The organism is Comamonas sp. 17RB (assembly GCF_030056555.1).
GTDB classification, from domain to species: domain Bacteria; phylum Pseudomonadota; class Gammaproteobacteria; order Burkholderiales; family Burkholderiaceae_C; genus Comamonas; species Comamonas terrigena.
Window position 1 is genome coordinate 88,120 of record NZ_JASHHY010000012.1, and the last position, 24,438, is coordinate 112,557.

General features: G+C 65.6%; 17 protein-coding genes. 3 read left to right on the forward strand and 14 right to left on the reverse strand.

Features of this window, described 5'->3' with window-relative positions:
• Positions 1-13: 13 nt before the first annotated feature.
• A complete protein-coding gene (locus tag QM470_RS19910) occupies positions 14-985 on the reverse strand; it encodes a LysR family transcriptional regulator (RefSeq protein ID WP_283340467.1) in 972 nt (323 codons plus the stop codon).
• Between the two features lie 130 nt (positions 986-1,115).
• Here QM470_RS19910 and QM470_RS19915 point away from each other — a divergent pair, with 130 nt between their 5' ends.
• Entirely contained in the window at positions 1,116-2,294 is a 1,179-nt protein-coding gene (locus tag QM470_RS19915; protein WP_218333110.1) for an MFS transporter, read from the forward strand.
• Positions 2,295-2,497: 203 nt separating this feature from the next.
• On the opposite strand, the gene uvrA is transcribed toward QM470_RS19915, so the two are convergent.
• From uvrA to QM470_RS19935, 4 genes are all read right to left on the reverse strand, one after another.
• Positions 2,498-8,437: an excinuclease ABC subunit UvrA gene (uvrA, locus tag QM470_RS19920; RefSeq protein ID WP_283340468.1), complete on the reverse strand. Its 5,940-nt coding sequence runs from the start codon at positions 8,435-8,437 to the stop codon at positions 2,498-2,500.
• A 227-nt stretch (positions 8,438-8,664) separates the two neighbouring features.
• Positions 8,665-8,892: a hypothetical protein gene (locus QM470_RS19925; RefSeq protein ID WP_066539996.1), complete on the reverse strand. Its 228-nt coding sequence runs from the start codon at positions 8,890-8,892 to the stop codon at positions 8,665-8,667.
• A 165-nt stretch (positions 8,893-9,057) separates the two neighbouring features.
• Complete coding sequence (locus tag QM470_RS19930) at positions 9,058-10,056, reverse strand: porin (RefSeq protein ID WP_283340469.1); 999 nt, start codon at positions 10,054-10,056, stop codon at positions 9,058-9,060.
• 265 nt (positions 10,057-10,321) lie between these two features.
• On the reverse strand, positions 10,322-12,010 hold the full coding sequence (locus QM470_RS19935) for an MFS transporter (protein ID WP_280010833.1): 1,689 nt from the start codon (positions 12,008-12,010) through the stop codon (positions 10,322-10,324).
• A gap of 311 nt (positions 12,011-12,321) precedes the next feature.
• On the opposite strand from QM470_RS19935, the gene QM470_RS19940 reads away from it, so the two are divergent.
• Together QM470_RS19940 and QM470_RS19945 are read left to right on the forward strand one after the other, a co-directional pair.
• A complete protein-coding gene (locus QM470_RS19940; RefSeq protein WP_280010831.1) occupies positions 12,322-12,630 on the forward strand; it encodes a DUF485 domain-containing protein in 309 nt (102 codons plus the stop codon).
• Between the two features lie 2 nt (positions 12,631-12,632).
• Positions 12,633-14,375, forward strand: coding sequence for a cation acetate symporter (locus tag QM470_RS19945; RefSeq protein ID WP_283340470.1), 1,743 nt, complete (start codon positions 12,633-12,635; stop codon positions 14,373-14,375).
• A gap of 137 nt (positions 14,376-14,512) precedes the next feature.
• Here the strand turns inward: QM470_RS19945 and QM470_RS19950 are convergent, their stop codons facing one another.
• The 9 genes from QM470_RS19950 to QM470_RS19990 form a co-directional block, all read right to left on the reverse strand.
• The gene (locus tag QM470_RS19950; RefSeq protein WP_502846865.1) at positions 14,513-15,181 is read right to left on the reverse strand and encodes a 3'-5' exonuclease; all 669 of its coding nucleotides are present in this window, start codon (positions 15,179-15,181) and stop codon (positions 14,513-14,515) included.
• Positions 15,178-16,995: a putative nucleotidyltransferase substrate binding domain-containing protein gene (locus QM470_RS19955; protein WP_283340471.1), complete on the reverse strand. Its 1,818-nt coding sequence runs from the start codon at positions 16,993-16,995 to the stop codon at positions 15,178-15,180. The genes QM470_RS19950 and QM470_RS19955 overlap by 4 nt, the downstream gene beginning before the upstream one ends.
• Positions 16,996-17,006: 11 nt before the next feature.
• The gene (locus tag QM470_RS19960; protein WP_283340472.1) at positions 17,007-17,651 is read right to left on the reverse strand and encodes a 2-hydroxychromene-2-carboxylate isomerase; all 645 of its coding nucleotides are present in this window, start codon (positions 17,649-17,651) and stop codon (positions 17,007-17,009) included.
• A gap of 35 nt (positions 17,652-17,686) precedes the next feature.
• On the reverse strand, positions 17,687-17,950 hold the full coding sequence (locus QM470_RS19965) for a DUF1289 domain-containing protein (protein ID WP_502846866.1): 264 nt from the start codon (positions 17,948-17,950) through the stop codon (positions 17,687-17,689).
• Positions 17,947-18,459, reverse strand: a complete 513-nt coding sequence (locus tag QM470_RS19970; RefSeq protein ID WP_283340473.1) for a YbaK/EbsC family protein — start codon at positions 18,457-18,459, stop codon at positions 17,947-17,949. The genes QM470_RS19965 and QM470_RS19970 overlap by 4 nt, the downstream gene beginning before the upstream one ends.
• On the reverse strand, positions 18,459-19,391 hold the full coding sequence (locus tag QM470_RS19975; RefSeq protein WP_218333118.1) for a hydroxymethylglutaryl-CoA lyase: 933 nt from the start codon (positions 19,389-19,391) through the stop codon (positions 18,459-18,461). Before QM470_RS19975 ends, QM470_RS19970 begins: the two co-directional genes overlap by 1 nt.
• Before the next feature lie 80 nt (positions 19,392-19,471).
• Complete coding sequence (locus QM470_RS19980) at positions 19,472-21,094, reverse strand: sulfatase-like hydrolase/transferase (RefSeq protein WP_283340474.1); 1,623 nt, start codon at positions 21,092-21,094, stop codon at positions 19,472-19,474.
• A 100-nt stretch (positions 21,095-21,194) separates the two neighbouring features.
• Positions 21,195-22,115, reverse strand: coding sequence for a 2-hydroxyacid dehydrogenase (locus tag QM470_RS19985; RefSeq protein ID WP_283340475.1), 921 nt, complete (start codon positions 22,113-22,115; stop codon positions 21,195-21,197).
• 253 nt (positions 22,116-22,368) lie between these two features.
• Complete coding sequence (locus QM470_RS19990; protein ID WP_283340476.1) at positions 22,369-24,411, reverse strand: acetyl-CoA carboxylase biotin carboxylase subunit; 2,043 nt, start codon at positions 24,409-24,411, stop codon at positions 22,369-22,371.
• Positions 24,412-24,438: the final 27 nt, after the last annotated feature.

Consider the following 24,438-nt stretch of genomic DNA (forward strand, 5'->3'; position numbering starts at 1 on the left):
GCTGCAAAACGGTTTACGCCCGCCAGGGCGGCGGCAGCTGCGCCGCGTGGCCCAGGTCCACCCTGGCCTGCAGGAAATCCAGCACCGCCCGCGTGCGCGGCGGCAGGCGGTCCGGCTTGCCGGGGTAGACCGCATGGATGGGCTCCAGATCGCCGGTGTTGAAGTCTTCCAGCACCACCTGCAGGTGGCCTGCCTGCAGATCCTCCCAGGCATGGAACAGGGACAGCCGTGCCAGCCCGGCGCCTTGCACCGCCAGGCTGCGCAGCACATCGCCGTCGTTCACCCGCAGCACATCGCCAATCTCCACCGCCACCCGCCGTCCGTCCACCAGGAACGGCCAGTGCGGAACGGCACGCTGGTAGGTCCAGCCCAGCCGCCGGTGGGCAGACAGTTCGTCCGGGTGCAGCGGCACGCCATGGCGTGCCAGATAGTCCGGTGCGCCCACAATCACCTGCAGCGTGGCGCCCAGGCGCCGCGCCACCATGTCGGAGGGCGGCAGCTGGCCCCAGCGGATCGCAATGTCGATGCTGTCTTCCACCAGGTCCACCACCTGGTCGGTGAAGAGCAGTTCCAGCCGTATGCCAGGGTGCGCCTCCAGCAAAGGCGCCACCAGCGGCACCAGCAGGCGCTGGCCGGTTGCGGAACTGGCGCTGATGCGCACCACCCCCTGGGGGGCACTGCGGGCGGCCACGGCGGCTTCCAGTTCGTTCAGATCGGCCAGCAGGCGCTTGCCGCGCTCCACCAGTTGCGCCCCCTCCGCCGTCAGCTGGACCCGCCGGGTGCTGCGCTGCAGCAACTGCACCCCCAGCCGGGTCTCCAGCCGCGACATGGTCTTGCTGACCGCCGAAGGCGAGACCCCCAGCAAACGCGCCGCAGCCGACAGGCTGCCCTGTTCGGCCACCAGCACCAGCACTTCCAGCTCCCCGGAACGGTTGACCTCGCTGCCAGGAGCGACCAGCGGTGACAAACGGGCGGTATCAGGCATGGCAGGCAATCGCGGGGTTATTTATTCCACACAGGCACAAATGCATTTCCATTATTCCACCTACACAAAGGAAGCCACAACGCGCACAGTCACCCCCCTACCGTTTTCCATGTTTCACAGGACAATTTCCATGCCGCTCTCTCTTCTGGCCCTGGCCGCCGGTGCCTTTGGCATTGGCACCACGGAATTCATCATCATGGGTCTGCTCACCCAGGTCAGCAGCGACCTGGGCATCAGCATCCCCACGGCCGGCACCCTGATCTCGGGCTACGCCGTGGGCGTGGCGGTGGGCGCCCCGGTGCTCACCCTGCTCACCCGCCACTGGCCGCGCAAGCGCCTGCTGCTGGGGCTGATGCTGATCTTCATCGCCGGCAACCTGGCCGCCGTCATCGCCCCCAACTACCTGTCGCTGATGGCCGCGCGCGTGCTGACCTCGCTGACCCACGGCACCTTCTTTGGCGTGGGCGCCGTGGTGGCCACCGGCCTGGTGCCGGCGGAGAAAAAAGCCTCGGCCATTGCGCTGATGTTCTCGGGCCTGACATTGGCCACCTTGCTGGGGGTGCCTGCCGGTGCCTGGATCGGCCAGCACTTTGGCTGGCGCATGGCCTTTGCCGCCGTGGCCGCGATTGGCGTGGTGGCTTTCGCCATTCTGGTGGCCTTCGTGCCGCGTGACCAGGGCCGCCCTGTCGTGCCACCGCTGCAGCAGGAACTGGCCGTGCTGCGCAATCCCCAGGTCTGGCTGGGTCTGGGCATCACCGTGTTCGGTTTTGCCGGCGTGTTTGCGCTCTACACCTATATCGAGCCGCTGCTCACGCAGATCACCCACATGGACGGCAGCCTGGTGGCACTGACGCTGCTGCTGTTTGGAGCCGGTCTGGCCGCCGGCAACCTGCTGGGCGGCAAGCTGGCCGACCGCGGCGTGATGCGCGCCCTGGTGCTGAGCATTGCCACGCTGGCCGTGGTGCTGGCCGCCGGCCGCTGGGCCTTTGGCCACAGCGCCGTGGCCATGGTCTATGTGGTGCTGCTGGGTACCGTGGCCTTTGCCACCGTGGCCCCCATGCAGATGCGCGTGCTGCAGCAAGCCGGTGCGCAAGGTGCCAACCTGGCGTCCAGCCTGAACATTGCCGCCTTCAACCTGGGCAATGCCCTGGGTGCCTGGGTGGGCGGCCTGGTGCTGTCGGGCATCGGCCTGCTGTCCCTGGGCTGGTCTGCGGCCGCACTCACCGTGGTGGGTCTGCTGCTGGTGGGCTGGAGCCAGCGTCTGCCGTCCACGGCCGGCGCCATGCCCGTGGCCGTGGTGGGTCACTGACATCGCTCCCAGGGAATCGCCGGTCGTGCGCCATTCCTGGGCATGACCGGCCCCAGTCGGAAGCCCTTGGCACAAGGCCTGGTCCAGCACCCCGCACCGCCACACGCCCGGGCGCCCACAGGCACACCATGGCGTGACCCGGTGCGGAAGCAGCCCCCTTGGCCTGCCGTGTCCTGTAGGGTCGGCAGGCCAAGAGGCTTTTCTCAGGTCCGCGCCAGCACCGGCGCCAAGGCCTTGCCGGTGTGGGTGCCGGCCCTGACCAGGTCTTCCGGCGTACCCGCTGCCACGATCTGGCCGCCGCCGGTGCCGCCTTCGGGGCCCAGGTCGATGATCCAGTCGGCTTCGGCAATCACATCCAGGTCGTGCTCGATCACCACCACGCTGTGGCCGGCGTCCACCAGGCGGTGCAGCACCCGGATCAGCTTGTCCACGTCGGCCATGTGCAGGCCCACCGTGGGCTCGTCCAGCACGTACAGCGTGTGCGGCGCCTTGTTGCCGCGCTTGGTGACGTCGTCGCGCACCTTGGTCAGCTCGGTCACCAGCTTGATGCGCTGCGCTTCGCCCCCGGAGAGCGTGGGAGAAGGCTGGCCCAGCGTCAGATAGCCCAGCCCCACATCCTTGAGCAGCTGCAGCGGGTGGGCGATATTGGGCATGGAGGCAAAGAAGGCCACGGCCTCGTCCACCTCCATCTGCAGCACGTCGCCAATGCTCTTGCCGCGCCAGGTCACGGCCAGCGTCTCGACATTGAAACGCGCGCCGTGGCAGGTTTCGCACGGCACTTTCACATCCGGCAGAAAGCTCATTTCGATGGTGCGCATGCCCTGGCCTTCGCACGCCGGGCAACGGCCTTCGCCGGTGTTGAAGCTGAAGCGCCCGGCCCCATAGCCGCGGGCCTTGGCTTCCAGCGTGTCGGCAAACAGCTTGCGGATGGTGTCCCAGAAACCGATGTAGGTGGCCGGGCAGGAGCGTGGCGTCTTGCCGATGGGCGTCTGGTCCACTTCCAGCACACGGTCGATGACCTCGGTGCCGGTCACAGTCTTGGCACCCACCAGCCTGATGCGTTTGCCCGCTTCCATCTCCTCGCGGCCGGCCCGGGTGGCGTTCTGTGCCACCAGCGTGGCCACATTGGCCAGCAGCACATCGCGCGCCAGCGTGGACTTGCCGGATCCGGACACCCCTGTCACCGCCACCAGGCGCTTGAGCGGCACGCTGGCCTCCACCTCCTGCAGATTGTGCAACTGGGCACCCGCCACCGTCAGCCAGTGCAGCGGGCCGGTCGTGGACACCGGCTGCCCCAGCTGGGCATTGGCCTCGGCACTGGCGGCCTGCAGCGCCGCGGCCACATCGGCCGCGATCTGCTTCTTGGTCCGTTTCTTGGGCTTCGCGCCGTCAGCGGCCGCAGCAGCGGTCCCGGTGTCGAGCGTGGCGGCATCCACCATGCCCAGTACCGGACGGCGTGCCTGGTAGGGGTGGCGCATGGCATGCAGCAGATAGCGGCCGGTCTGCGAATTGGCGGCCGCCATGATGTCGGCCGGCGTGCCCTGGGCCACCAGTTCGCCACCGCGCTTGCCGGCGCTGGGGCCGATATCGATCACGTGGTCGGCGCGGCGGATGGTGTCTTCATCGTGCTCCACCACCACCAGGGTGTTGCCCTTGTCGCCCAGCTTGTGCAGGGCGTTCAGCAGGATGTGGTTGTCGCGGGCATGCAGGCCGATGGTGGGCTCGTCCAGCACATAGCACACGCCTTGCAGATTGCTACCCAGCTGGGCGGCAAGGCGGATGCGCTGCGCTTCCCCACCGCTCAGGGTGGGGGCGCCGCGGTCCAGCGTCAGATAGCCCAGACCCACCTCTTCCAGGAATTCGAGGCGGCCCAGGATTTCGGGCAGCAGATCGCGGGCGATATCGGCCTCGCGGCCCGTGGGCTGCAGCGCCTGGAACCACTCGCGCAGACTGGTCACCGACATCTGGCCCAATGCCGTCACCGACAGCCCGTGGAACAGCACGGCCCGGGCCGTGGGGTTGAGGCGCGTGCCCTTGCAGGTGGGACAGGTGGTTTCCTGCAGGTCTTCCACTTCCTGGCCATCGAACGTCAGTTCACGGCCACGGTTGTCTTCGGCCAAGGTGCTGTCGTCGTAGACCTTGCGCTGTTCCTTGGTCAGCTTGACGCCCGTGCCCACGCAGTCCGGGCACCAGCCGTGCTTGCTGTTGTAGCTGAACAGGCGCGGATCCAGCTCGGCATAGCTGGTGGCGCAGATGGGGCAGGCGCGCTGGGTGGAGAACACCTGCAGTGTGCCCACGCCCTTGCCCTGGTCGGCGGCGGCAATCGCCGTTTCCAGGTTGTCGATGCCCGACAGCACATGCACCACGCCCTTGCCGATCTCCAGCGTCTTGGCCAGCTGCGTGCGCAGCGCCGCTTCGTTGGCGGCCGTGACCTTGACGCTGGCCACCGGCAGCTCAATGGTGTGCTCCTTGAAGCGGTCCAGGCGCGGAAAGCCGGTGGTCGGCAGAAATGCGCCATCCACCCGCAGGTGCGTATAGCCCTTGGGGCGCGCCCAGTCGGCCAGTTCAGTGTACACGCCCTTGCGTGCAATCACCAGCGGCGCCAGCAGACCGATGTGCTGGCCCTTGAAATGGCCCAGCAGCTGGGCGGCGATGCGTTCGGGGGTTTGCGGCTCCACTGCGGCGCCATCGTGCACGCAGTGCTGGGTGCCCAGCTTCACGTAGAGCAGGCGCAGGAAATGCCAGACTTCGGTGGTCGTGCCCACGGTGGACTTGCGCCCGCCGCGCGACAGGCGCTGCTCGATGGCCACGGTGGGCGGAATGCCCCAGACCGCATCCACCTCGGGCCGGCCTGCCGGCTGCACGATGGAACGTGCATAGGCGTTCAGCGACTCCAGGTAGCGGCGCTGGCCTTCGTTGAACAGGATGTCGAACGCCAGCGTGGACTTGCCCGAACCCGACACCCCGGTCACCACATTGAACTTGCCGCGCGGAATGTCCACGCTCAGGTTTTTCAGATTGTGTTCCTTGGCATTGACGATCTCGATGGCATTCTTGGCCACGGAGGCCGAAGCGGTTGCGGAGCGCTTGGAGCGTTCGGTCTTGGTGAGCATGGGCGCCACCTCTTCCACGCGCTGGCCGCCCACGCCCATGGCCTGGTCGTACTCCCGCAGCGCCTGGGCGGTGTGCGAGGCCTTGACCTGACGCACCTCTTCGGGCGTGCCCTGGGCCACGATCTGGCCGCCGCCATCGCCGCCTTCCGGCCCCAGGTCGATCAGCCAGTCGCTGGCCCGGATCACGTCCAGGTTGTGTTCGATGACGATCAGGCTGTTGCCCGCTTCCAGCAGCTTGCGCAGCGCGCGCATCAGCTTGGCAATGTCCTCGAAGTGCAACCCGGTGGTGGGCTCGTCGAACAGGAACAGCGTGCCCTTGCGCGCCAGCTTCTGTTTGGACTTGGACGCCGTCCTGGCGGCTTCGGCCAGGAAGCCCGCCAGCTTCAGGCGCTGCGCCTCCCCCCCGGACAGCGTGGGCACGGGCTGGCCCAGCTTTACATATTCCAGGCCCACATCGACGATGGGCTGCAGTGCGCGGATCACGTCCGCGTCCTGGCTGAACAGCAAGGCCGCCTCGGCCACGGTCAGCTCCAGCACATCGGCCACGCTCAGTGCGCGGCCACCACGTTCCAGCGTGATTTCCAGAATCTCGGGCCGGTAGCGGCTGCCGTTGCAGTCCGGGCAGCGCAGGTACACGTCGGACAGGAACTGCATCTCCACATGCTCGAAGCCCGAGCCGCCGCAGGTGGGGCAACGCCCGTCGCCACTGTTGAAGCTGAACTTGGCCGCGTTGTAGCTGCGTTGCTGCGACAGCGGCGTCAGCGCAAACAGCTCGCGGATGCTGTCCCAGGCGCCCACATAGCTCACCGGATTGGAGCGGGCCGTCTTGCCGATGGGCGACTGGTCCACGAACACCACATCGGCCAGGTGATCGGCCCCCAGCAGGCGGTCGTGCGCACCCGGGCTGTCGGTGGGCTTGCCGAAGTGGCGCATCAGCGCAGGCGCCAGAATGTCCTGGATCAGCGTGGACTTGCCTGAGCCGGACACACCGGTCACCGTCACCAGCCGCTGCAGCGGGAAGTCCACGTTCAGGTTCTGCAGATTGTGTTCGCGTGCGCCTTCCAGAATCAGGCGTGGCGTGGATTCGGTCACCATGCGCTTGATACCGAAGCCCACCTGCTTGCGGCCACCCAGGTAGGCACCGGTCAGGGTGTCGGCCCGCTTCAGTTCTTCGGGCGTGCCGTCGAACACGATGTGGCCGCCCTTGGCACCAGGGCCCGGCCCCATGTCGATCATGCGGTCGGCAGCGAACATCACCGCCGGGTCGTGCTCCACCACCACCAGCGTGTTGCCGGCATCGCGCAGGCGGTGCATGGCCTGGGTGATGCGCTCCATGTCGCGCGGGTGCAGGCCGATGCTGGGCTCGTCCAGCACAAACAGCGTGTTCACCAGCGATGTGCCCAGGGCCGTGGTCAGGTTGATGCGCTGCACCTCGCCGCCGCTGAGCGTGCGGCTCTGGCGGTCCAGCGTGAGGTAGCCAATGCCCACATCCACCAGGTAGCGCAGGCGGGTGCCGATTTCCTCGTTCAGCAGCTTCAGCGCCTGCAACTCGCCTTCGGCCAGGCCCATCTGGTCCGTGAGCTTCAGGCTGTCAAAGAACTGGCTCAGCCGGGTGATGGGCAGGCGCATCAGGTCGTGCAGGTTCAGTCCCGGCAGGGCCTGCAGCTGTGCGGGCGACCAGTCCACGCCCACCGGCATGAAACGCTGTTCGGCCGGCAGCACCGCATCGGCCTGCGGCTTGCCGCCGATGCGCCACAGCAGGCTTTCGGTCTTGAGCCGTGCGCCCTGACAGGCCGGGCATTCCGTGTAGCTGCGGTACTTGGACAGCAGCACGCGGATGTGCATCTTGTAGGCCTTGGTTTCCAGGTACTCGAAGAAGCGGCGTATGCCGTACCAGGTCTGGTTCCACTTGCCGTTCCACTGGGGCGAGCCATCGATCACCCAGTGCTTCTGCTCGTCCGTGAGCTTGCTCCAGGCGATGTCGCGCGGAATGCCTTCGGCCTCGGCATGGCGCATCAGGTCGTCCTGGATCTCTTTCCAGGCCGGCGTCTGGATGGCCTTGATGGCGCCGGTGCGCAACGTGAGCTTGTCGTTGGGAATCACCAGCCCCCAGTCCACGCCGATCACCCGTCCAAAGCCGCGGCAGCTGTCGCACGCGCCCACGGCCGAGTTGAACGAAAACAGCGAAGGCATGGGTGCCGTGTAGCTCAGATTGCTTTCCGGGCAATGCAGACCTTCGGAGAACTTCCACAGGTACGGCTCGCCCTCTTCCGGCATCACATACACCGTCAGCCGCCCGCTGCCGCGCTTGAGCGCCACCTCGATGGCCTCCATGGCCCGGGCACGTTCCACACGGCTGACGCGAAAGCGGTCGGCCACCACGTCCAGCACCTTGATTTTTTCGGGGGCCACGGCCTTGGCCTTCTTGCCCTTGGCCGGCACGTCCGATGCGGCGTGTGCGCGTTCCACCTCGCGCTCGGCCTGCACCTTGGTGAAACCGCTGGCGGACAGCCACTGCTCCACTTCTTCGGCCGAGGTATTGGCCGGCAGTTCCACCGGGAAGGTCAGCGCAATGCGCGGGTCGCCTGCGGCCTCGCAGCGCTGCTGCAACGCGGCGTAGATCGTCTCTGCCGTGTCGTGCTGCACCGGCAGGCCGGTGGCACGGTCGAACAAATGCGCAGCGCGGGCGAACAGCAGCTTCAGGTGGTCGTTCAGCTCCGTCATCGTGCCCACCGTGGAGCGCGAATTGCGCACCGGGTTGGTCTGGTCGATGGCAATCGCCGGCGGAACGCCTTCCACCCGGTCCACGGCGGGCTTGTCCATGCGGTCCAGAAACTGGCGCGCATAGGCGCTGAACGTCTCGACGTAGCGGCGCTGCCCTTCGGCAAACAGCGTATCGAACACCAGGCTGGACTTGCCCGAGCCGCTGGGGCCGGTCACCACCGTCAATTCACCGGTGCGGATGTCGAGGTCAACGTTTTGCAGGTTGTGCTGGCGTGCGCCACGGATGCGGATCTGGCCCTGGGTCATTGCGGTGTACTTTTCGGAAGGAGGCCGAACATTCTAGGCACCTGTACCGCATCCCTCCCGCATTCTGGGTCGTCGCTCTTCAAACAGGAGCGCCTTCTGCGCTTGTGCGCTGCATAAGCCGTGATTGGGCATGAAGAGACCCAGCGTTTGCTCCACAAAAAAGCCCCTGCGTAGCGACAGGGGCTTGGCAGCAGGCGCACGCGGCGCCCTCATCGGCGAGGTAGGCCTTACTTGGCTTCGGCCGGTGCAGCGGGCGCGGCCGGCGCCTCGGCAGCAGGTGCGGCGGCAGGCGCTTCTGCGGCCGGTGCGGCAGGCGCTGCAGGGGCGGGCTCCGGCACATGCACGGCATCGGCGCCGTGCTTTTCACCGCTCATATCCACCTTGTCACCGGCCTTCATGATCACGAACAGGCTCACTGCGGCAAACACCACAAAACCCACAACAATCTTCCACATGCTTTGTCTCCAATCATCTTGTGTACCAACAATGGCGCAATGGCCGGCGGGCTCTGGACCAAGAAAAAGGCCCTGCGTTGTTGCCAACGCAGGGCCTGCACCTTGAAGCAGACCAAGGCCGATTGAAACAGCCTTGGATTGCAAGCAGCTTACGCTGCCGGGTGATTAGAAGTTGTGGCGGATGCCGACGGCGAAGGAGGAGAAGTCGTCGCCGCTGGTACCAGTCATGTAGCTGGCGCCGGCCTTGTTGCTGACCTTGGTGTAGTAGCCGTACACCTTGGTGCGCTTGCTCAGGTTGTAGTTGTAGCCCAGGGTGTACTGCATGGCGCTGCTGTCGGCCACATTCTTCATCTTGCCGGCACGGCCCACGTTCAGGTGGAACTCGTTGGCGCCCAGCATGTAGGCACCGGACAGACGATAGGTCGTGCGGGTACCGGCACCGACCAGCACCGAGCCGCCATCAAAGCCCCAATCCTTGCTGCGCTGCACGTAGGCACCCAGGATGAAGGAACCACCGAAGTTGTACGAACCACGCAGAGCGTATTGGTAGGACTGGTCCAGCTTGGAGTAGCCAGCACCCAGGCCCAGACCGCCGTTGTCGTAGTTGGCAGCCACGTCATACACGTTCTTGGTGCCGTACTTGGGGTTCTTTTCGTACAGACCGGTGCCGACTTCCAGGTTGAAGCCACCGAAGGTAGGCGTCTTGTAGCTCACGCCGTTGGAGTTCGTGTACGCGTCGTTCATCACGTAGGCGTAGAACGCGTCCGACGACGAACCGGTGTCGTGGTTGTGCATGCTGATGTAATCAGCCGTTGCGAAGTAGGAAGGAGCAGTCCAGCGACCCAGACGCACCATACCGAAGTTGCCGGACAGGTTCACTTCGCTTTGACGGGCGAAGAAGCCACGGCTGTCGGAAGAGCCGTCGTCCGAGTTGAAGCCCGACTCCAGCACGAAGCCAGCCTTCAGGCCGCCGCCCAGATCTTCGGTACCCATGAAACCGATACGCGAAGCGTTGTTGAACAGGCCGGTCTTGGTTTCATCACCAGACTTTTGGCGCTCCACGGTGGTGTTCACACGACCATAGATGGTCACGCTGCTTTGAGCCAGAGCAGCCGAGGTACCGCACACGGCCAGAACGGCCAGCATCAGACGTTGGATCTTCATTGGATTTCCTTGTGGATGGTTTCAGTTCGTTGGTGCCAGCGGGGCCGAAGGCTTGAGGCGCTGTGCCTTGCTTCTGACGGCTGCTAGGTAGACAAATTGTAGGTGGCATGTCGCCCAAAACCCTTGCCAGCTGGGCGCAAAAGCGGCATCTGATGTTTTGCAACAACACCGCGCACCAGCATGCACCAGCCACAAAAAGCAAACCCCGACGGCTTGCGCCATCGGGGTGCAAATTCATTCAGGCTTGCGCCCAAATGGTGCGCTTTCAGTCTTCGGCGTAGATGTCCACGTCCTTGGTTTCACGCAGGAACAGGGTACCGATCACGGCCGTCGCACCGGCGATGATGATGGGGTACCACAGGCCGTTGTACATATTGCCGGTCTGCGCCACGATGGCGAAGGACATGGTGGGCAGCAGGCCGCCGAACCAGCCATTGCCGATGTGGTAGGGCAGGCTCATCGAGGTGTAGCGGATGCGGGTGGGGAACATCTCCACCAGGATGGCAGCGATGGGGCCATAGACCATGGTCACCAGCAGCACCAGATAGAACAGGATCACGATCATCATGACCTTGTTCATCTTGGCGGGGTCAGCCTTCTCGGGGTAGCCGTCGTTCTTCAGTGTTTCGCTCACGGCCTTGTTGAACTCGGCGCCCTTGGCCTTCAGTTCATCGGGGCTCAGGCCCTTGAGCGAGTAGCTGGGGATGGTGTGGCTGCCGATCTTGATCACGGCCGGCGTACCAGCCGGAGCGACTTCGCTTTCATAGCTCACCGAACGGTTGGCCAGCGCTTGCTTGGCCACGTCGCAGGAGCTGGTGAACTTGGTCGTGCCGGTGGGGTTGAACTGGAACGAGCACTCGGCCGGGTCTGCCACGATCACCACCTTGTTGGCGGCCTGTGCGGCGGCCAGCGCCGGGTTGGCAGCTTCGGTGAGCATCTTGAAGGCGGGGAAGTAGGTCACCACAGCCAGCACGCAACCCATCATGATGATGGGCTTGCGGCCGATCTTGTCCGACAGCGTGCCGAAGACCACGAAGAAAGGCGTGCCCAGCAGCAGCGCGGCAGCGATCATCAGGTTGGCCGTCACAGCATCGACCTTCAGCTGCTGCGTCAGGAAGAACAGGGCATAGAACTGGCCGGTGTACCACACCACGGCCTGGCCGGCGGTCAGACCCACCAGGGCCAGGATCACGACCTTCAGGTTCTTCCACTGGCCAAAGGCTTCCGACAGCGGGGCCTTGGAGACCTTGCCTTCGGCCTTCATCTTCTGGAAGGCGGGCGACTCGGACAGCTGCATACGGATCCACACCGAAATGCCCAGCAGCACCAGCGACACCAGGAACGGAATGCGCCAGCCCCAGTCTTGGAAGGCTTCTTCACCCACGGTGGTACGCACCCCCAGGATCACGATCAGCGACAGGAACAGGCCGATCGTGGCCGTGGTCTGGATCCAGGCGGTATAGGCGCCGCGCTTGCCGTGCGGTGCATGCTCGGCCACGTAGGTGGCAGCACCACCGTACTCGCCGCCCAGTGCCAGACCTTGCAGCATGCGCAGCACGATCAGGATGACCGGAGCCGCCACGCCGATGGCGGCGTAGTTGGGCAGGATACCCACGATGAAGGTGGACACACCCATGATCAGGATGGTCACCAGGAAGGTGTACTTGCGACCGATCATGTCGCCCAGGCGGCCGAACACCAGCGCGCCAAAGGGGCGCACGATGAAGCCCGCAGCAAAGGCCAGCAGCGCAAAGATGAAGGCCGATCCGGCATCCAGTCCGCTGAAGAACTGCTTGGCAATGATGGCTGCCAGCGACCCGTACAGGTAGAAGTCGTACCACTCGAAAACGGTTCCGAGTGAAGACGCGAAAATCACTTTGCGCTCTTCCGGCGTCATGGGCCGGACTGTGCCCGCCCCCTGCGCGCCCACGCCCTTTGCTGCGTTGATAGCCATGTTTGTCTCCTGATGTATGAATATGTAACGAGCCCTGGCGATAGGCACGTAAATTCACTATCCGTCAGCAGATTGACACCGCTCTGACGCGTTTCTTACAGAGATTGACGCCGAACTGAACCGGTTCTTACAGCTTTGGTGGCAACCCTAGGGCTTGTTTTCTTGATGTGAAAATCCAAGGGCAAACCCTGCGACTTATGTTGCACTGCCGTAAGTGCAAGGTCAGTAGTTCTACCCAGAATCGTCTGCGGTTTCGCAGTGGGCATTTATGCCTATTGCGGCACAGAAACAAACCGCAGGAGACATAACTCATGACCGATACCGTGGTCACCAAAATCCAGCGCAACCCGAAATACCTGGAGTTGCGCAGCAAGCGCAATCGCCTGGGGTTGGTGCTGACCGTGCTGATGCTGCTCGTCTATTACGGCTATGTGGCGCTGATTGCATTCGACAAGGAATTTCTGGCCCAGCCACTGAGCAGCTCCGGCGTGACCACCCTGGGCATTCCCATTGCCCTGTTCGTGATCGTTTTCACCGTCGCCATCACGCTGTTCTATATCCGTCGCGCGAACAACGAGTTCGACCAGCTGACCCAGCAAATCCTGAAAGACGCCCAGTAAAAATGAAGAGCTCCCTGCAACGCGCGCTGGCGACCACGCTGGCGACCTCTCTCATGCTCTCGGCAACGGGCTCGGCCCTGGCAGCCGGTGGCGACATTGGCGACGTCGCCAAGCAAGCCACCAACTGGACGGCCATCATTCTCTTTGTGGCCTTTGTGGCCGGTACCCTGTGGATCACCAAGTGGGCCGCCTCCAAGACCCGCTCTGCCGCCGATTTCTACACCGCTGGCGGCGGCATCACAGGCTTTCAGAACGGCCTGGCGATTGCGGGTGACTACATGTCTGCCGCATCGTTCCTGGGCATTTCCGCCCAGGTCATGCTCAGCGGCTACGACGGCCTTATCTACTCTATCGGCTTCCTGGTGGGCTGGCCCATTCTGACCTTCCTGCTGGCCGAACGCCTGCGCAACCTGGGCAAGTTCACCTTTGCCGACGTGGCCGGCTACCGCTTTGCCCAAGGTCCTTTCCGCATGTTTGCCGCCAGCGGCACGCTGGTGGTGGTGGCGTTCTACCTGATCGCCCAGATGGTGGGCGCGGGTCAGCTGATCAAGCTGCTGTTCGGCCTGGACTACTGGATCGCCGTGGTGCTGGTGGGCGTGCTGATGATGGTCTATGTGCTGTTCGGCGGCATGACCGCCACCACCTGGGTGCAGATCATCAAGGCCTGCATGCTGCTGGCCGGCGTGACCTTCATGGGTTTCATGATCATGGCCAAGTACGGCTTCAGCTTTGAAGCGCTGTTCGCCGAAGGCGTGAAGGTCAAGACCGCCATCGCAGAAGCCGGCGGCAAGGAGCCCGATGTAGCGGCCAAGCTGGGCCTGTCCATCATGGGCCCCGGCGGCTTCATCAAGGACCCCATCTCGGCCATCAGCTTCGGCATGGCACTGATGTTCGGCACGCTCGGTCTGCCCCACATCCTGATGCGCTTCTTCACGGTGCCGGATGCCAAGGAAGCCCGCAAGTCCGTGGGCTGGGCCACGGTGTGGATCGGCTACTTCTACATCCTGATCTTCATCATCGGCTTTGGCGCCATCACCATGGTGCTGACCAACCCCGACATGGCGGACACCGTCAAGGGCGTCATCAAGGGCGGCTCGGGCACGGCCAATATGGCAGCCGTGCTGGTCGCCAAGAGCGTGGGCGGCGATGTGTTCTACGGCTTCATCTCTGCCGTGGCCTTTGCCACCATCCTGGCCGTGGTGGCGGGTCTGACGCTGTCGGGCGCCTCTGCCGTGTCGCACGATCTGTATGCCACCGTGTTCAAGAACGGCAAGGCCGACAGCGCTGCCGAACTGCGCGTTTCCCGCCTGACGACGCTGACACTGGGCGTCATCGCGGTGCTGCTGGGCATTGTGTTCGAGAAGCAGAACGTCGCCTTCATGGTGGCCCTGGCCTTCGCGATTGCCGCATCGGCCAACTTCCCCGTGCTGCTGCTGTCGGTGCTGTGGAAGGGCTGCACCACCAAGGGTTCCGTCATTGGCGGCTTCATGGGCCTGGTCTCTTCCGTGGGCCTGACCATCGTGTCGCCCTCGGTCTGGGAAGCCACCTTCGGCAACCCTCCCGGCTCGGCCTGGTTCCCCTACACCTCGCCCGCACTGTTCTCGATGACCATCGGTTTCGTGGGCGTGTGGCTGTTCTCGGTGCTCGACAAGAGCGGCCAGGCAGACAAGGAACGTGCGGCTTTCGAAGCCCAGCAGGTGCGTTCGGAAACTGGTTTTGGCGCATCGGGCGCTTCGGGCCACTGAGCCCTCTCGCAGCGCGGCAACCGCCGCGCTGGCACCATGCAAAAAGCCGGGTTTCCGAACCCGGCTTTTTTCATGCCCATGCCCACGGGCATGGCGGCGTGGCTGGGCCGTCCGCGACGCGGACCGCTACCCCGTCGTCACCGCGCGCCCTGCAACTGGCGTAGCTTGATGAAGGCCAGCGCCGCCATCACCGCATCGTTGACGGCATCGTGCGCACGGCTTTGCGGCAGACCGAGGTCCCGCATCAGCGTGTCAAAGCGCAGATCGATCTCCGGCGACTGCTGCCGGTGGGGTGGCAACTGCCGGAATTTGTGGTCGTAGTAGAGCGCGGACACCTCGTTCCGCGGCTGCGGCAGCGCAATGCCCAGTATCGGCCGCAGCACCCGGTTGATCATCGCAAGATCGAACTCCAGGTAGTAGCCCACCAGCGGCCGGCTGCCGATGAAACGCAGCAGCTGCAGCACCGCCTCCTGGGCGGGCAGCCCCTGGGCCAGATCCCGCGCGCGCAGCTGGTGGATGCGCACGCTGTCGGCACTGACGCCATGGGGCGGCCGCACCAGCAACTCCAGCCGCTGGCTGGTCAGAATGCGCTGCCCCTGGATGCGCACGGCACCGATGGAAACAATGTGGTCCCGGCGCACATCCAGCCCGGTGGTCTCGCAGTCCAGCGACACCCATTCGTCCGGCGGGGCCGGCTCCAGCACAAAGGCATAGGCCGGATCGGCCAGCTGGCGCAGCAGCCGCTGGCGGCGCCAGCCCTCCAGCCAGTGGCGCAGGGGGTGCCACGGGTAGGGGCGCGTGCTCACAGCGCATCCAGACGCAAACGCTGCTGCAGCAGCGTGCGAAAACGCCGCACCACCGCCAGGGCATCCTTGAGCAGATCCCGCTCCAGGCTGCTGAGGGTGGAAGGGTCCACCTCCCCCGTCACCGGCCGGTGGCGCTCGATCTCGGACAGACCCACCTGCAGCCGCAAGCCCATCAGCAGGTGCAAGGACTCCCGCATCTCCCGCCCCAGCGACGCATCCAGGGTGCCATCGGCGACCAGCGCTTCGATGCGGTCCACCGTGCTGGTGGTGTCCACATGCCGTGCCAGCGCCAGACTGCGCACGCCATGGACCAGCGGAAAGATGCCGGCTTTCTTCAAATGCACGCTGCTGAACGCATCGCTGCGGCCCAGCAGACGGTTCCACCAGCCGCCGGATTCACCGAAGCTGTCGATCACCGACGCAAAGCGGGCAATCAGGGCATCGTTGTCCGTGGCCAGGCTCTGCAACTGCTGGCGCACCCCAGCCAGCAGCGCGGCGTCACCGGCCACGGCATGGGCATCCAGAAAAATGGCCAGCCGCATCAGGCTGTCGGCACTGGGCATCAGCAGCCATTCCCTGGCACGCTGGCCAAAGTCGCTGACGCTGCCGCGCCACTCCGGGTTGTTCAGCATGATGTGCCCGGGGCATTCCGGGTAGCCGAAACGCTGCAGCACGGCCGAAAAGGCATGGCAGATGGCGTCCAGATCGGGTGGCGGGATGTAGCCATCACGCAGCAGCAGGCCGTTGTCCTGGTCGGTCTTGAGCAACTGCTCGCCACGCCCCTCACTGCCCATCACGAACAGGCAGCTGTTGGCCACCAGATCGGCCGGCGCCAGCATCTGCCAGGCGCGCTCGAACAGCCGGGCATTGAGTTGCTGCACCAACTGGGCCATCAGCGCGATGCGCGTGCCACCGCGGTGCAGTGCCGACAGCAACTGGGTGATCTGTGCAGCCGGTTGCTCCAGTGCCAGCAGGTCGCCGGCCTGTTCGATCTGCACCAGGATCAGGTGGGAATGGTTGGCCAGAAAGCTGAACAGGTCCAGCGCCTCCAGCATCCCGCACACCTGACCGGCATCGTCCAGCACCGCCAGCCGGTGCACGCGGGCGCGCAGCAGCAGTGCCATGGCATCCCCCAGCTGGTCGCTGGCCCGCACGCTGATCACCGGGCTGCTGGCGAATTCGCCCACCGCCAGCTGCGCCAGGGGACGCCCGTCCAGGATGGCGCGCTGCAAGGTGGTGTTGGAGAAAATACCGATGCCCTGCGGCAGCCCGGACACCAGCACGCTGGTGGTGCGCTGCTCCTGGAACAGCCGGGTCACGCTGACGATGTCGGTGGCCGCATCCACCACATGGGCGGGGCGTACAAAGGCCTGCTCCACCCGCATCAGGGTCAGGGACTGCCGTTCGTGCTGATCGGCACGCTGGGCCAGGGTCCCCAGCTTGTGGCCCAGATCGGCAAACAGCAGCGCACCAAACGCCGTGTTGCGCGCAATCAGCTCGTTGACGGTCTCGTGCGCCAGCTGGTAGGCCACCATCTCTTCGACCACCACAAACCGGCTGCTGGCGCGCCCCGCCACGAGAGCCCGCCCATCGAAGCAGTCTTCCGGCCCGTAGGAGGCCAGCAGCTGCTCCCCCTCGGTCTGCTCCACATGGCCCTTGATGATGACGAACAGATGGGTCGGTGCCATGCCCCGGTCCAGCACCACGGCCCCTTCCGGGAAGTAGGCGATATCGACGCCGCTGCGGACCAGGGCCTGTTCTTCAGGCGTCAGACAATCGAACGGGGAAACTGCGAAATTGAAGGCATTGGGCATAGCGCAGGCATTCAAGCCTGCAAGCCTTGCTCCACGCTTGCAGCCGCCTCCCAGCGCCCCTGCGCGAACCAGTCGCCGCCCTGCAGGTAGTCCCGCAGCATGGGCAGGCCATCCACGCCGAAGAAGGTCCGGCCGTCCACACCCAATGTGGGAACGCCGAACACGCCCGCAGCCGTGGCCTCCTCGGTGTTGGTGCGCAGCAGTCCCTTGGCGCGCTCTGCCGCCTGCGCGTCGGTGCGCAGCTGCGCCGCCAAGCGCTCACGCAAGGCGGCGATGCGCTCGGCCCCCAGTGCGTCGCCGCCGCCTTCCCACACATGGCGGAACAAGGCATCGGCCGTGAAGCGGTTGATGCAGCCGTCCTCGCTGCACTCCAGCGCCAGGCGCAGCAGGGGCAACGGGTTGAAAGGGTGGCGCTGCGGCATGCGCAGCGGCGTGCCTTGCGCATGGCCCAGCCACTCGGCATGGCGGTAGGTCCATGCCCGCTTCGGAGGTATCCCCGCAGGCCCGGGGTTGGCGTGCTGCTTCAACAAGGCGCCCAGCAGCACCGGGCGATACCGCACATGGCAGCTGATGCCCTCCAGCTGGGCAGGCAACTGGGCGAAGGCCAGCCATGCATAGGGCGACACAAAATCCAGATAGAACGTGATCTCGCGCATGCGCGCCTCCCTGTGCCGCTAGGGCGTTATCCGGGTCACAACGTGGGCTGTTCCATGCCGCAACGCTGCAGCACGGCGCCCCAGATCTGGCGCTGTGTGGCGGCATCGGACTTGCCCCACTGGCGCAATTCATCCAGGGTACGCAGGCAGCCGACGCAGTGGCTGCGGTCGTCGTCCATGCGGCAGACCGAAATGCATGGCGAAGGCGGCGCCTCCATGGCACGGGTATCCAGCAAGCCCTGGCCCAGCACCGTACGGGCCTTGTCCAGCAAGGCATCGGGTGGCAAGGGACAGCTCATGCGCCCTCCCCGGCCGGTGGCTCCACCACATCCTCCACCGGCGCGCCGGTGAGTTGCTGCAGCGCCGCCATGTCCAGCGGGAACACCGCATGCGGATGCCCGGCCGCCGCCCACAGCACCGCAAAGCGCGCCAGGCTGGCGTCGATCACCGTCACCGGTGGCTGCAGATGCGCCACCGGGCTCACGCCGCCAATGGCAAAGCCGGTGCGCGCCTTCACATAGTCGGCATCGGCACGACCGACCTTGCCCACCAGGGCCGCCAGCTTCTTCTCGTCCACACGGCGGTCACCGGCCGCCACCACCAGCACATGGGCGCCATCTTCCTTGCGCTTGAAAACCACGCTCTTTGCCACCTGCCCCACGGCAATGTCCAGCTGGTCTGCCGCTTCCTGGGACGTGCGGGCCGCGCCATCCAGCATCTGCGGGCCGTGCGCATGGCCGGCTTGCTGCAGATAGCGCGCCACGCGCTGTACGCCCTCGGGCAGGCTGTGCAATTCCGATCCGCACATCACACGGCCTCGCAGACCGCGCTGCTCGCGCGCTTGGCCAGCACGGCCTTGGCCACCCGTGACTGCGTGGGACGCCCCAGGTGTTCGCTGATGAACGCCCCGGCGTCGATCAGCTGGTCCAGATCGATGCCGGTGTCGATGCCCATGCCGTGCAGCATGTAGACCACGTCTTCGGTCGCTACGTTGCCCGTCGCCCCCTTGGCGTAGGGGCAGCCGCCCAGGCCCGCCACCGAGGTGTCGTACTGCCACACGCCCATGGCCAGTGCGGCCAGCGTGTTGGACAGCGCCTGGCCATAGGTGTCGTGGAAATGGCCCGACACATCGTTGATGTCGAAATGCTGCAAGGTGGCTTCAATGGCCTTGCGCACCTTCACCGGCGTCCCCACCCCGATGGTGTCCGCCACACCGATGTGCTGCACGCCGATGCCCTTCATCAGACCGGCCAGGTAGGCCACGCGCTCCGGCGCCACTTCGCCCTCATAGGGGCAGCCCACGGTGCAGCTCATCGCGCCACGCACGTAGATGCCGGCAGCACGCGCAGCCTCCACCACGGGCGCAAAGCGTTCGATGCTTTCGGCAATCGAGCAGTTGATGTTCTTCTGGCTGAACGCCTCGCTGGCCGCACCAAACACCACGATCTCGTCGGGCCGGGACAGCACGGCCGCCTCGTAGCCTTTCAGGTTGGGCGTCAGCACCGAATAGCGCACGCCAGGCTTGCGTGCGATGGCGGCCATCACCTCGGCGTTGTCCGCCATCTGCGGCACCCATTTGGGCGACACAAAGCTGGTGACCTCGATCTCGGTCAGGCCCGCATTCTGCAGTCGGTGCACCAGCTCCACCTTGACGGCGGCCGGCACCGGCTGCTTCTCGTTCTGCAGACCGTCGCGGGGGCCGACGTCGACCAATTTCACGCGTTGGGGATAACTTGTCATGGCTGTCTCCTGTTCAGATTCACATCGTCGGGCTGTGCGCAAGCACGTGGACACCCTCTCGGTTCAACCCGCTGCAGCGGCTAGGGCGTGGCAGCGGGATGCTGCTGCGCCACCTGGGCAAACCAGTCGTCGCAGCCGTTGTGCGCTGCGGTGGGCGGGTAGGGGCCGTCACCCGCCGGGCTCACGTGGCTGGCCGTTCCCTTGTCCACCGCATGCACCTGGTAGCCCAGCAGATCCTGGACCACGCCCGTGTAGAGCAGATTGGTCTGGCGCAGACTGCCGTCAGGGGCCACGGCATGGGCGGCGACCTTCTGCAATTGTCCCCACCACTGCGGCTGCTGTTGGCGCAGGGTGGCATTCCCCCAGACCAGCAACGGGACTTCGTACGCGCTGCGGGTGCTGCCATGGGTGTAGGAACCACCGCATTGCGGGAAATTCTGCCCATGGTCCGACACATACACCAGCGCGGCGCGCACCCCGGGCAGGGCGTCCAGCCGGGCAATCCAGTCGGCCAGCAGGCTGCTGGAATAGGCAATGCTGTTGTCGTAGGGGTCTTCCCACTTCGCAAATTCCGGGGGGTAGCGCTTGTTGACCCGCGGGTGGCTGCCATACATGTGCAGCGTGATCAGCGCCGGCTGCCCGGCGGCCCGTTGCTGCAGGCTGCTGGCAAGCAACTCCGTCAACGCCCCGTCCTGCAGGCCATCCTGCAGGTTCACAAACCGGTCCGAACGCTGGCGGAATGCCGCGTGCGCAAAACTCAGCGACATGCCCGACGCACTTTGGTTGCTCAGCGTCTCCACGCGGAATCCGGCCGCCCGGCCCTGGTCCAGCACGGTCACCACCCCGGACTCCGGCATCTCGGCCATGCGCTGCCCGGTCAACAAGACCGGCACCGTCTTGCCGGTGTTGTTGCCATTGGCCGTCACCGGCAGGGCCACCAGCCCGTCACGCCAGGGGCGCAGCGCTGCATTCGTATCGTTACCCTGGTAGCCCAGCAGGGACCAGCGCTGCGCGCTGGCGCTTTCGCCAATCACCATCACCACCACATCGGCCATGGGCGCAGCGGCGGGAGGGGCCATGGGCGGAATGCGGTAGATCGATTCCGCGGCGTGGGCGTACCGCGCGTAGGATTCGCCCAGGGTCATGGGGTACACCCGGTCCACACGGCGCAGCGTGCCCTCCAGGCCATAGCCCTTGGCCACGCCGGTGGTGGCCAGCACGCCCCAGACCAGCCAGCTCGCCCAGCCCACACCCCGCAGCACCCGCCCCGTCAGCAGCGGCGCGCGGTGCCACAGGTGCACGGCCGCGGCCACGGCAGGCAGCAGCCAGCACAGCAGACTCGCCAGATCCTGCAGCCGGTAGGAGCTGGCGTACTCCCAGGCCTCCGTGGTGGAGGCCCCCAACACCGAATACCAGAAGAACTCATCCGGCGCCGAACGCACCGCGTAGAAATAACCCAGATAGCAGGCCCCGACCAGCACCAGCAGCCATGCCGCCACGCGGGTCAAGGGGCGCCACAGCAGGCAGCCGCACCACAGCAGGGCCGACAGCGCCACATCCCCCAGGGTGCGCGAGGAAGGCCACATCCACACCAGCGGCAGAAACAGCCACAGCCAGGCCAGCGCCGTCACCCAGCCACCCCCTCTGGAGGCGGAGTGGCGGGCATTCAGGGGAGCCAAAGTGGCATGGGGACGCATGTTCATTCCAGGATTCCAGCTTCACAACGGGCCGCATTGTTGCCCACTTGGGCCCGCTGTGCGATCCCGCCCGCCATCCCCCTCATCGGATCACCGGGTCATCAGGTCAATACCCGCGCTGCGGATCGACCATGCCCTTGACGGGCTTGCCCTGGCTCAGATCCACCACCTTGCCGACGATCTGGGCAATGCTTTCATCGCGCAGCGTGCGGGCAGAGGTGTGGGGCGTCATGGTGATGCGCGGCTCGGACCAGAACGGATGGCCGGCGGGCAGGGGCTCCTGGCGGAACACATCCAGCGTGGCCCCAGCGATCTGGCCTTCGGCCAGCAGCGCCAGCAGGTCTTCCTCCACCAGGTGCCCGCCGCGCGCCACGTTGACCACATAGGCGCCGGCTTGCAAGCGGCCCAGATTCTGGCGGTTCAGAATGTTCTCGGTCTCGGGCGTCAGCGGCAGCAGATTGATCAGCACCCTGGTCTGCGACAGAAACTCCGTAAAGCCATCGCTGCCATGCAGCGTGCGCACACCGTCCACAGCCTTAGGCGAACGGCTCCAGCCCAGCACCGGGAACTCGAACACCGTCAGTGCCTTGGCCACGCGCTCACCCAGCACGCCCAGGCCCATCACGCCCACGGTGAAGTCCTCGCGCGTGCGCGGCTTGCGGAAAGCCCATTTCCCGGCGCGCATATCGGCCTCATAGCCATCCAGCTCGCGGAAATGGCGGATCACCGCCTGCGTCACATACTCGGCCATCTGCACCGACATGCCGGCATCGTCCAGGCGCACCACCTGGGCATTGGCCGGCAGCTTCAGCTTCATCAGCGCATCCACACCGGCGCCGATGTTGAACAGCGCCTTCAATCCCGGCTGCTCGTCCATGAACTGCTGGGGCGGCGCCCACACCACGGCGTAGTCCGCCTGGGGCGCACCCGGTGCCCACACGCTGACGTCCGCATCCGGCAGCGCGGCGCGCAAGCCCTCCAGCCAAGGTTCGGCCTTGGTGCCCGTACAACAAAAAGTGACTCTCATGGCGTGCAAGCGTAACCGGGTTGGTGAGGGGCCGCTGTCATCGGCAGCGCAATCCCTTGGCAAAAAAAGGAGCTGCATGGGCCCATGAAGACTGGGCCGCCAACAGATCCTGGCAGCTTCCTCCGATGCCTAAGCACAGGGCGCGCACTTTTCGATGGCGGCCATCACCGCTTGCCATGTGGCCCCTGGTGCGCCCCTGCCCACCGCCCCCTGTGGCAGCGGGAGCCGCCCGCAAAGCCGCGCCCTCCGCCATTCAGGCTGCCACGGCGCTGGTGATGCGGATCAGCTCCGCGCCTTCCGCCACCTGGTCGCCCGGTGCGTACAGCAGCTCCTGCACCACGCCATCGGCCGGTGCCGCAATGGTGTGCTCCATCTTCATGGCTTCCATCACCGCCAGCGGCTGGCCCTTGGTCACGCTGTCGCCGGCCTGCACCGCAAACGACACCACCTTGCCGGGCATGGGCGCCGTCAGGCGACCGCCTTCGGTGCCGCTGTCACCGGCATGGGCCAGCAGATCGACTTCGGTCAGTTGGGCACTGCCGGCCGGGGTGAACACGGTCACGGCTTCGCCCTGGACATAGACCTGCACGCTGCAGCGCTGCGCACCCAGCTGCAGGTCCAGCCCGCCAGCGCCCAGAGCGCGCCACTGCAGTGGCTGGGCTTCGCCTGCGGCCTGCGCTCCCACTTCGGTCACGCTCAGCTGCGCCGGGGCACCGCCCTGGGCGTAGGCCAGTGTGGCCGCCAGCTCCACGCCTTGGTAGGCAAACTGGAAGTAGCGCTGCGAGCGGCCATACATGCTCCAGCCGTCACGCTGGCTGAAGGGGTCGGCCGTCTGGGTGGTTTTCTCCTGCTCCAGCGTGGCAACCACGGCAGCGGCAATCGCCAGCTGGCGGCCCACGGCATCCTGGCCGAACAGCACGGCACGTTCCCGCTCAATCAGCGCCGTATCCAGCTTGGCCGTGGCAAAGGCCCTGCTCTTCACCACCTGCCGCAGGAACTGCACATTGGTGGCCAGGCCCACGATATGCGTTTGCTGCAGCGCCGCATCCAGCCGTGCCAGCGCCTGGGCACGGTCGTCGCCGTGCACGATCAGCTTGGCGATCATGCTGTCGTAGAAGGGACTGATGGCATCGCCTTCCCGCACGCCGTCGTCCACGCGCACATCGCCGATGGCAAAACTGGTGCAATCGGGCTTGCGGTAGACGTTCAGGCTGCCGGTGGCGGGCAGGAAGTTGTTTTCGGGGTTCTCAGCGCAGATCCGCGCCTCGATGGCATGGCCGATGATCTTCAGCGCGCTTTGCGGCTTGGGCAGCGGCTGCCCTGCCGCCACCAGCAACTGCCAGGCCACCAGGTCTTCGCCCGTGATGGCTTCAGTCACCGGATGCTCCACCTGCAGGCGGGTGTTCATCTCCATGAAGTAGAACTGCATGGCGTCGGGCTGGTCATAGCCGCCGGGCTGTTCGACGATGAACTCCACGGTGCCCGCACCCACATAGTTCACGGCCTTGGCGGCGGCCACGGCGGCTTCACCCATCTTCTTGCGCAGCGCCTCGGTCATGCCGGGGGCTGGCGCCTCTTCCAGCACCTTCTGGTGGCGGCGCTGCACGGAGCAATCGCGCTCGAACAGGTAGACGCAGTTGCCGTGCGTGTCGCCAAACACCTGGATCTCGATATGGCGGGGGCGCAGCACGTATTTCTCGATCAGCACGGCATCGTTGCCAAAGCTGTTGATGGCTTCGCGCTTGCACGACTCCAGCGCAGCGGCAAAGTCCTGGCTTTTTTCCACCAGACGCATGCCCTTGCCGCCGCCGCCGGCGCTGGCCTTGATCAGCACCGGGTAGCCGATACGGTCCGCCTCCTGGTGCAGCAGGGAGGGATCTTGCCCGGCACCGTGGTAGCCGGGCACCAGCGGCACCTGGGCCTTTTCCATCAGCTGCTTGGACTCAGCCTTCAGGCCCATGGCACGGATGGCACTGGCGGGCGGGCCAATGAAAACCAGGCCTGCGGCCGCGCAGGCATTGGCAAAGTCTTCGTTCTCCGAGAGGAAGCCGTAGCCGGGGTGGATGGCCTCAGCCCCTGTCTGCCGGGCCGCCTCCAGAATGCGCTCCCAGCGCAGATAGCTGTCCTTGGGCGCACTGCCGCCGATATGCACGGCCTCGTCGCAGGCCGCCACATGCTTGGCGTTCGCGTCCGCATCCGAGTACACGGCCACGGTGCGCACGCCCATGCGGCGGGCAGTGGCCGCCACGCGGCAGGCAATTTCACCGCGGTTGGCAATCAGGATCTTTGTGAACATATGGTCTCCAGGATTTTTTGATCTTTT

Coding starts and splice junctions, on each gene's coding strand:
- QM470_RS19910 (WP_283340467.1), bottom strand. CDS start 985: ATGCCTGATACCGCCCGTTTGTCACCGCTGGTCGCTCCTGGCAGCGAG.
- QM470_RS19915 (WP_218333110.1), top strand. CDS start 1,116: ATGCCGCTCTCTCTTCTGGCCCTGGCCGCCGGTGCCTTTGGCATTGGC.
- uvrA (WP_283340468.1), bottom strand. CDS start 8,437: ATGACCCAGGGCCAGATCCGCATCCGTGGCGCACGCCAGCACAACCTG.
- QM470_RS19925 (WP_066539996.1), bottom strand. CDS start 8,892: ATGTGGAAGATTGTTGTGGGTTTTGTGGTGTTTGCCGCAGTGAGCCTG.
- QM470_RS19930 (WP_283340469.1), bottom strand. CDS start 10,056: ATGAAGATCCAACGTCTGATGCTGGCCGTTCTGGCCGTGTGCGGTACC.
- QM470_RS19935 (WP_280010833.1), bottom strand. CDS start 12,010: ATGGCTATCAACGCAGCAAAGGGCGTGGGCGCGCAGGGGGCGGGCACA.
- QM470_RS19940 (WP_280010831.1), top strand. CDS start 12,322: ATGACCGATACCGTGGTCACCAAAATCCAGCGCAACCCGAAATACCTG.
- QM470_RS19945 (WP_283340470.1), top strand. CDS start 12,633: ATGAAGAGCTCCCTGCAACGCGCGCTGGCGACCACGCTGGCGACCTCT.
- QM470_RS19955 (WP_283340471.1), bottom strand. CDS start 16,995: ATGCCCAATGCCTTCAATTTCGCAGTTTCCCCGTTCGATTGTCTGACG.
- QM470_RS19960 (WP_283340472.1), bottom strand. CDS start 17,651: ATGCGCGAGATCACGTTCTATCTGGATTTTGTGTCGCCCTATGCATGG.
- QM470_RS19965 (WP_502846866.1), bottom strand. CDS start 17,950: ATGAGCTGTCCCTTGCCACCCGATGCCTTGCTGGACAAGGCCCGTACG.
- QM470_RS19970 (WP_283340473.1), bottom strand. CDS start 18,459: ATGTGCGGATCGGAATTGCACAGCCTGCCCGAGGGCGTACAGCGCGTG.
- QM470_RS19975 (WP_218333118.1), bottom strand. CDS start 19,391: ATGACAAGTTATCCCCAACGCGTGAAATTGGTCGACGTCGGCCCCCGC.
- QM470_RS19980 (WP_283340474.1), bottom strand. CDS start 21,094: ATGAACATGCGTCCCCATGCCACTTTGGCTCCCCTGAATGCCCGCCAC.
- QM470_RS19985 (WP_283340475.1), bottom strand. CDS start 22,115: ATGAGAGTCACTTTTTGTTGTACGGGCACCAAGGCCGAACCTTGGCTG.
- QM470_RS19990 (WP_283340476.1), bottom strand. CDS start 24,411: ATGTTCACAAAGATCCTGATTGCCAACCGCGGTGAAATTGCCTGCCGC.